This window comes from Flavipsychrobacter stenotrophus, from assembly GCF_002954265.1.
Lineage (GTDB): Bacteria > Bacteroidota > Bacteroidia > Chitinophagales > Chitinophagaceae > Flavipsychrobacter > Flavipsychrobacter stenotrophus.
The window spans coordinates 134,516-144,842 of sequence record NZ_PPSL01000008.1; the positions used below are offsets into that span (position 1 = coordinate 134,516).

At 48.0% G+C, this 10,327-nt stretch carries 1 protein-coding gene; it reads left to right on the forward strand.

What is annotated here, in order from left to right; genetic code table 11:
- Positions 1–10,327: SprB repeat-containing protein (locus CJD36_RS21270; protein WP_161499411.1), on the forward strand; the 10,327-nt coding region annotated here is incomplete at its 3' end.

Here is a 10,327-nt window from a genome sequence, read left to right on the forward strand (position 1 = left end):
ATGAATAGAAAACTGCACTATGCGTTAAGCCGCTATGTAACAATTGTTGTTCTTGTAGTTGTAGGCCTACTTGCAGGTAGCCGCAGTTATGCCCAAACGTTTACATATAATTTTGAAGATGCTACGGCTGGCGCAACTACATTTTCTTCCAATGGCTATAACTTCCAAATAATTTCTAATACTGGAGGGCCTTTCTATATCCAAACGGGATATGCAGGATTTGGGTGGAGTGGTATTGCGTCAGATGATAAATTTATTGATAATGATGGAAATGCTCATCCTGGCACCAGTGCTTCATTCACCATCAGCATTCTGGGTGGGGTATCAACCAACGTACAAGGATTCTGGCTATATATAGCCGATAATAATAACACACTGCAAACAAGTGGAGCCATCACAATTGTCGGCAAAAATGCTGGTACAACTGTATTTACTGCAAGTGCTACTTCTGGTTGGAACGGTAATAACGCTGTCGCAAATGGGTTCACATATATCGATATGGGTACTTTTGGTGGTGCTAATAATTCCAATACCTCGGTTACTGATATTACTATTACTACAGCAACTAATATCAATTATGTAAGTCTTGACGCTTTCTCGTGGAAGGCTGGTTCTGCGAGTAACAATGCACCATCATTCATAAACGGCACAAGCGCTGCGTTAACGGTATGTCAGAATGCAGCAGCGACTGACATTAAGTCTTTGTTGCATGTAGGCGATGGAGATGCCAGCCAGACAGAGACGTGGACACAGCAAACTGCACCATCGCATGGCACATTAGTGTTCACAGGTGCGACTGCAAGTTCTGGTAGTTCCGACATAACTCCGGGTGGCACTATCACCTACCAGCCAACAGCGGGTTACGGTGGGTCAGATGCATTTATAGTAAGAGTAAGTGACGGTACCGCTACCGATGATATTATAATTAATGTGACCGTACCGGTAATAAGCGTGAGCCCTTCAATTACTATTTGCGGCAACGCGTCAACTTCGCTTGTTGCAACTGGTGCCAGCAGTTATTCGTGGTCGCCATCCAGCAACCTTAGTGCATCAACTGGTTCATCAGTAGTTTTTACTGATCCAAGGACAAATTCAGGTGTTGTTGCTTACACTTATTCAGTAACAGGTACAACTGGTGCTTGCAGTAGCACAGCTACTGTGGTGGTAACGGTAAATCAGATTGTAGCTATGATCACAAAAGGCAACACAACGGTATGTGGCGCCACGTCGGTTACACTTTCTACGTCTGGAGCTACTTCATATAGTTGGTCCCCAGCTGCTGGGTTGTCATCAACCACTGCCGCCAGCGTCATAGCTAACCCTGGTGTTTCAACAATATATACTGTTGTGGGCGTTACAGGTGCAGCCTGTAAGGTAGATACAGTGGCTGTAAGAATTGCCGCTCCACCTTCTTCTGCTCCTATAACTCTTGGGAATACTACATGCACTGGTGTGTCGAGTTATGTTTCGGCCACTGCGACCGCAAATGCAACCACGAATTGGTTCAGTGCGTCCACTGGCGGATCTTTTTTAGGAACTGGTGATACCTTGGCTATCACAACACCATCAGCAGCTACAGACGTTTATGCGCAAGCTAATGCTGATGCAGCTTTTTCGTCTACGTTCGATGCTGGCAATGGACAATCAGGTGCAATGTTCGATATAACGGCAATAAACAATGTTACCATTAAAGAACTGGATGTATCAATGGCGTCAGCTGGCGCGACTTGTACGCTATATTATCGTGTTGGTACAATGGTTGGTAATAATACAAGCTCAACAGGTTGGACATCCTTAGGCACTTATTCTGGATCGGATTTGACGAGAGAAATGGTTTTGCCCACCCCTATACTCATACCAGCCGGACAGACCTATGGTTTTTATGTAAATTCTAACGCTTCAGTCAAATATACCAATTTCGGGTCTGCAGGAAGTGTATTTGCATCAAATCCGGATATGAGCATTGTATCAGGCTATGGTGCTTCTAGTCTATTTAACGCCACTATAAGTGGGCGAATGTTAAATTTCAAAGCGATCTACAATTCTAGTACTTTTTGTTCAAGTCCACGAGCTGTTGCGCATCTGGCAATAACTCCATCTCCAACCATAACGTTGTCGGGAAGTAGTATTTCTATTGCTGCGGGCGCTACTTCAGTTAATCTTCCTTACACTGGTACAACAGGTTCGCCTACCACTTATTCTATAGTATATGACGCAACAGCGCATACTGCGGGTTTCGCAGATGTTACCAATGCAGCAATAACGGCCACACCTTTAGTATTGGCTGTGCCAGTTGGTGCCGGTGTTGGAACATATAACGGAACAATAACAATGAGCAATTCCAGCTGCTCGGGTACTGGTCAGGCTTTTACTATTCAGTTATTCAACTCAAATACTTCACCTACATTTGTGGGTAGCACTACTACGTTAACAGTATGTAAAGATGCCGCCGCTACTGATATTAAATCATTGTTGCATGTAAGTGATGCGGACGCCAGCCAAACAGAGACGTGGTCACAATCTGTAGCGCCTACGCACGGCACCTTGACATTCTCATCAGCTACAGCTTCTTCTAACAGCACTGATATCACACCAGGTGGCACCATTACTTACCAACCAACAGCCGGGTACTTTGGTACAGATGCATTTACAGTGCAGGTGAGCGATGGTACTGCCACCGCTACAAGGATTATAAATGTCACCGTAACAAAGGTTACGACATCGGTATCTGCACAAACCAATGTAAGCTGCAATAGCAGCAGCAATGGTGCGGCAACAATATCTGCCTCGGGTGGAACGGCTGCTTATACTTTTTCATGGGCACCGAGCGGTGGCAGTGCAGCAACCGCAACCGGCCTTGCAGCAGGCAGCTATACAGTATCTGTAGCAGATGCTAACCTATGTGCAACAACGCAGACAGTAACCGTGATCCAACCATCAGCAATTACATCAAGCGTAAGCGCAGTTACCAATGTTAGCTGCAACGGCCTTAGCAACGGAGCTGCAACGGTATCTGCTTCAGGCGGAACACCGGGCTATACTTACGGATGGGCACCAAGCGGCGGCACTGCGGCTACGGCAACTGGCCTTGCAGCGGGTACGTATACATGTACTATAACAGATGCTAACAGCTGTACAAAGACACAGACTGTAACTATCAGCCAGCCTAATGTACTCACTTCAAGTGTGAGCGCTGTTACCAATGTAAGCTGCAATGGATTGAGCAACGGAGCCGCTACGGTATCGGCTTCAGGCGGAACACCTGGCTATACTTATGGATGGGCACCAAGTGGCGGAACAGCAGCTACGGCAACTGGCCTTGCAGCAGGTACATATACATGTACTATAACAGATGCTAACAGCTGTACAAAGACACAGACTGTAACTATCAGCCAGCCTAATGTACTCACTTCAAGTGTGAGCGCTGTTACCAATGTAAGCTGCAATGGATTGAGCAACGGAGCTGCAACGGTATCGGCTTCAGGCGGAACACCTGGCTATACTTATGGATGGGCACCAATTGGCGGAACAGCAGCTACTGCAACTGGCCTTTCCGCAGGAACATATACAGTTACTATAACCGATGCCAACAGCTGTACTAAAAACCAGACAGTAACTATAGCGCAGCCATTGGTTCTTACGTCAAGCGTAAGTGCTGTTACCAATGTAAGCTGCAATGGGCTTAGCAATGGCGCGGCAACAGTATCGGCATCGGGCGGTACACCAGGTTATACTTACGGATGGGCGCCAAGCGGCGGCACCGCAGCTACGGCTACAGGCCTTGCTGCGGGTACCTATACCTGCACTATTACCGATGCCAACAGCTGCACAAAAACACAGACTGTAACGGTTAGCCAGCCATTGGTTCTTACGTCAAGCGTAAGCGCAGTTACCAATGTTAGCTGCAATGGCCTTAGCAACGGAGCTGCTACTGTATCTGCTTCAGGCGGAACACCGGGCTATACTTACGGCTGGGCACCAAGCGGCGGCACTGCGGCTACGGCAACGAGCCTCGCAGCGGGTACCTATACCTGCACTATTACCGATGCCAACAGCTGCACAAAAACACAGACGGTAACGATCAGCCAGCCATTGGTTCTTACGTCAAGCGTAAGCGCGATTACCAATGTGAGCTGCAATGGACTGAGCAATGGAGCTGCTACAATATCGGCTTCAGGCGGCACACCTGGCTATACTTATGGATGGGCACCAAGCGGCGGAACAGCAGCTACGGCAACTGGCCTTGCAGCGGGAACATATACTGTTACTATAACAGATGCCAACAGCTGTGGTAAAACACAGACTGTAACTATCAGCCAACCACTGGTACTTGCGTCAAGCGTGAGCGCACAAACGAATGTGAGCTGCAATGGCCTTAGCAATGCAGCAGCGACTGTTGCAGCATCTGGCGGCACACCATCTTATTCATTTTCATGGGCACCAAGTGGTGGCACTGCTGCTACGGCAACCGGCCTTGCGGCGGGTACTTATACAGTAACCATAACCGATGCCAACAGCTGTACTAAAAACCAGGTTGTTACTATCAGCCAGCCGGCAGTACTTACTGCCAGCATCAGCGCAACAACAAACGTAAGCTGTAATGGCGGCAGCAATGGAGCTGCTACGGTAGCAGCGGGTGGCGGTACAGCAGCCTATTCTTATTCATGGTTCCCAAGCGGTGGCACAGCAGCTACGGCTACAGGCTTAACAATGGGTAGCTATACTGTAGCCGTAACCGATGCCAATAGCTGTGCAACGACGGCGACAGTCTCTATAACTGAGCCAATAGTGCTTACAGCGAGCATCTCAGCTACAACTAATGTAAGCTGTAATAGCGGATCTAACGGATCAGCTACGGTAACAGCTGGCGGCGGTACAGGAACATATACCTATATATGGACGCCATCGGGCGGAACGGGTGCTACAGCCAGTTGCCCTACAGCCGGCAACTATACCGTTACCGTTAAGGACGCTAACCTGTGCGCAACCACAGCAACAGTTACCGTAACACAGCCATCAGCGATCACGTCGAACGTCAGCGCGCAAACCAATGTAGACTGCAATGGCAATGCTACAGGTGCAGCTACAGTAACAGCCAGCGGCGGCACAGGCACCCTTGACTACTCATGGGTGCCAGTTGGCGGCAACCTGGCAACAGCAACCGGCCTTACAGCAGGAACATACACATGTACTATAACAGATGCCAACACCTGTAACCACACACAAACAGTTACCATTACGCAGCCGGCAGTGCTTACAGCAAGCATCTCGGCTACAACTAATGTAAGCTGCAATGGCGGCAGCAATGGCGCGGCTACAGTAACAGCAGGTGGCGGTACAACAGCATATGCCTATTCATGGACACCAACAGGCGGAACCGGTGCTACGGCAACCGGCTTTACTGCAGGTACTTATACAGTACAAGTTACAGACGCCCATTTATGCGCAGTGACCAGGACGGTGACAGTAACAGAACCGGCAGTACTTACTGCAAGCATCTCGGCTACAACAAATGTGAGCTGCAACGGCGGCAGCAATGGCTCTGCTACAGTAGCAGCCGGAGGCGGTACAGGCGCATATAGCTATTCGTGGACGCCATCGGGCGGAACAGGCGCAACAGCAAGCGGCCTTGCAGCGGGTAATTACACAGTAACAGTAACAGATGCTAACAACTGTACACAGACAGCCAATACAACAATAACAGAACCAACAGCAATAACAGGAACAATCACGGCTACAACAAATGTAAGCTGCAACGGCGGCAACAACGGTGCTGCTACGGTGACTGCAAGCGGCGGTACGGGCTCACTTACCTATTCGTGGGCTCTGACGGGCGGTACGGCTGCAACAGCCAATAACCTAGTAGCAGGTACTTATACTGTCACAATTAGAGATGCCAACCTTTGTACCATAACAAAGACAACAACTATTACCCAGCCAACTGCAATTACATCAAGCGTGTCTGCACAAACTAATGTTGATTGTAATGGCAACGCTACAGGTGCTGCTACAGTATCTGCAAGCGGCGGCACAGGTACACTTGCATATTCATGGGCACCATCGGGTGGTACGGGCGCAACAGCTACCGGCCTTACTGCGGGAACATACACATGCACTATAACAGATGATAACCTGTGTGTACACACACAGACAGTTACTATAACACAACCAAATGTACTGGCTACAACTGTCAGTGCACAGACCAACGTTACCTGCCACGGCGGCAATAACGGTGCTGCAACTGTAACCCCAGCAGGCGGTACAATACCTTATGATTATTCATGGTCACCAATTGGCGGTTCTGCTGCAACAGGCACAGGCTTTGCTATTGGTTCTTATACATGTACGATAACTGATGGTAACGGATGTATGCATGATCAGGTAGTTGCTATATTGGAGCCGGCATTGCCGGTCGCTGCAATAAGCGGTACTACAGCTATCTGTAAAGATGAGAACGCGGATGTGATCATCAACGGGCCAGCCGGAACAACTGTAGCTTACACTATCAATAGCGGTTCTTCACAAAACGCATTGATGGATGCTAACGGTGCAGATACGATTAACAGTGGCTCCCTTACCGCAAATGCTACGTATGCATTGGTAAGCATTACACAAGGTACCTGTAACTACCCGTCAATAGGTAATGCAGTGATCACAGTAAAGCCTTTCCCTACAGTAGACGCGACCACAGACCAGTCTATCTGTAACGGAGCAGTTACTACACCCGTTATATTTACAGGAACTGTATCAGGTACATTGTTTACCTGGACCAATGACAATACAACAACAGGTATACCGGCAGCAGGTGCAGACAGTATCACTTCACTGACGCTGACCAACAACACTACTGCAAGGATATTCTCTACAATAGTCGTTACCCCTTCTGCAAATGGTTGTACAGGTATCAGCGATACGTTTGAGATAGTTTCTAATCCAACACCAATGTTGAGTAGTACATTATCAGCCTCGCCGGTTTGTAACACTACCTTGTTTAGCTACACACCAACAAGTGCTACTATAGGAACCACCTTTGCATGGAGCAGGGCAGCAATTGCAGGTATCAGCAATGTAGCCAACAACGGCAATGATGATCCTAACGAAACGCTGACCAATACAACAACTGATCCGATCGTTGTTACCTATGTTTACACATTGACGGCAAATGCTTGCAGCAATACGCAGAATGTAACTGTAACCGTACAGCCTACACCAATGCTGAGCAGCACGCTTACACCTGCCGCTATCTGTAACAACACTACGTTCAACTACGCGCCAACCAGTGCAACAACGGGAACCGTGTTTAACTGGAGCCGTGCTATAGTACCTGGCATCAGCAATACAATAGGAGCAGGAACAAATGACCCTAATGAAGTGTTGACCAATACAACAGTTGACCCAATCGTTGTTACTTATGTTTACACACTGACAGCTAACAGTTGCAGCAATACGCAGAATGTTACGGTAACCGTTCAGCCAACACCAATGCTGACGACTACACTTACAGCAGCACCGGTATGTAACAATACCTTGTTTAGTTATCCTGCTGCAAGTGCAACGACCGGTACAGTATTTAACTGGAGCCGTGCAGCTGTAGCAGGTATTTCTAATACCGCAGCAACAGGCACAAACAATCCTAACGAAACACTGACCAATACAACAGCAGATCCTATAGTTGTTACTTATGTATACACACTGACAGCCAACAGTTGCAATAACATACAGAATGTAACAGTAACTGTACAGCCAACACCAATGCTAACCAGCACATTGACTGCAGCACCTGTTTGCAATACTACGCTGTTCACATATATGCCAACCAGTGCAACAACAGGAACTGTGTTTACATGGAGCCGTGCAGTCGTAGCTGGTATCAGCAATACAATAGGAGCAGGAACAAATGACCCTAATGAAGTGTTGACCAACACAACTACTGATCCGATTGCGGTTACTTATGTATATACGCTTACAGCCAATAGCTGCAGCAATGTAGAAAACGTAACAGTAACTGTTCAGCCAACCCCGATGCTGACAACTACCCTGACTGCGGCACCTGTTTGTAATAATACCTTGTTCAGCTACCCGCCTGCAAGCGCAACTACAGGTACAGCATTTGCATGGAGCCGCGCAGTCATAGCAGGTATCTCTAACACAGCAACAACCGGCACAAACAACCCTAACGAAACACTGACCAATACAACAGCTGATCCTATAGTTGTTACTTACGTATACACATTGACAGCCAACAGCTGTACCAACGTGCAGAGCGTAGACGTAACTGTGCAGCCAACGCCAATGCTGACAACTACGCTTACAGCAGCACCAGTATGTAACACTACACTGTTTACTTATGTTCCTGCAAGTGCAACAGTTGGGACAACCTTCGCATGGAGTCGCGCAGTCGTAGCAGGTATCTCTAACACTGCAACAACCGGCACAAACAACCCTAACGAAACACTGACCAACACGACTGCAGATCCGATCGTTGTTACCTATGTATACACATTGACAGAAAACAGCTGCGATAATGTACAGAACGTAACTGTAACAGTTCAGCCAACACCAATGCTGAGCAGCACATTGACACCTGCTGCTATCTGTAACAACACTACGTTCAACTACGCGCCAACCAGTGCAACAACAGGGACAGTGTTTAACTGGAGCCGTGCTATAGTAGCTGGCATCAGCAATACAATAGGAGCAGGAACAAATGACCCTAATGAAGTATTGACTAACACTACAACAGATCCGATAGTTGTTACCTATGTATACACGCTTACAGCTAATAGCTGTAGCCATACAGAAAACGTAACGGTAACGGTTAACCCGACACCTTTATTTACCAGCGCAGCTACAGTATCACCGCTATGCGACAGCACATTACTGAGCTATACGCCAACCAGTGCAACAGCAGGTACTACCTACAGCTGGAGCCGTGCAACAGTTTCAGGTATCAGCAATGCAGCGGGTACAGGTATAAATGATCCTATGGAATACCTGGTGAACACTACACCTGATCCGATCAATGTGATCTATGTATACACACTTACAGCCAACGGCTGCAACAATGTACAGAGCGTTACCACTACGGTATATCCAAGGCCAAGATTGAGCACAACGCTGACACCTGCCGGTATCTGCGATAACTCTAATTTTTCTTACAACCCTGCAAGCCTTACCGCGGGTACTATATTCCATTGGAGCCGTGCTGCGGTTGCGGGCATCAGCAATGCTGCTGCCGCAGGTACAGACAACCCTAATGAAGTATTGATGAACATTACCACAGACTCTGTAGTAGTGATATATATCGATACGCTAGAGGCCAATGGTTGTATCAACACACAACCAGTAACAGTATCGGTATATCCTACACCAATACTGAGCAGTACACATACCCCTGCGGCAGTTTGCGACAGCAGCGTATTTAACTATACACCAACCAGCGCAACACCGGCAACGGCGTTTACGTGGAGCCGCGCTACAGTAGCCGGCATCAGCAATGCCGCCAACACAGGAACAGGTAACCCAATGGAATATCTGGTGAACACAACGCCAGATCCAATTTCTGTACTGTACATCTACACCCTTACAGCCAATGGTTGCACCAACACCAACCTGGTTACCGTTGTAGTTAATCCAAAACCACTGCTTACCACAACATTGACACCAGCAGCCATCTGCGACAGTACGCTGTTCAGCTACACACCTGCAAGTGCTACAGTGGGTACCGTATTTACATGGAGTCGTGCAACAGTAGCAGGCATCGCTAATACAGCAGCAGCCGGCAGTAATGATCCTATGGAATACCTGGACAACACAACAGCTAATCCATTGACAGTAGTCTACATAGATACCCTGTTCGCCAATGGTTGCTACAATACCCAGGCAGTAAGCGTGGTAGTAAACAGCACTCCAATGTTGAGCAGCGGATTGAATGGCGGTGCAGTATGTAACAATACCACATTCAACTACACGCCAACCAGTGCTACAACAGGTACTACGTTCGCATGGACACGTGCTACAGTAACCGGTATCACCAATGCCGCGGGTAGCGGTATCGACAACCCTGCTGAAACCCTGAACAACAGTACCAACCATCCGGTAGCAGTAATCTACATCTACACGCTTACAGCCAATGGCTGCAGCAATACACAGACAGTAACCATGACGGTTAACCCTACACCGGTATTGTCTGGCTTTACTACAGCAACAGTATGTAGCAGCACACCGCTTGTTTATACGCCGGGCAGCACCACAACAGGTACTACGTTCGCGTGGACACGTGCTGTGGTAGCGGGCATCAGCAATGCTGCAGCTACATCTACCGGCA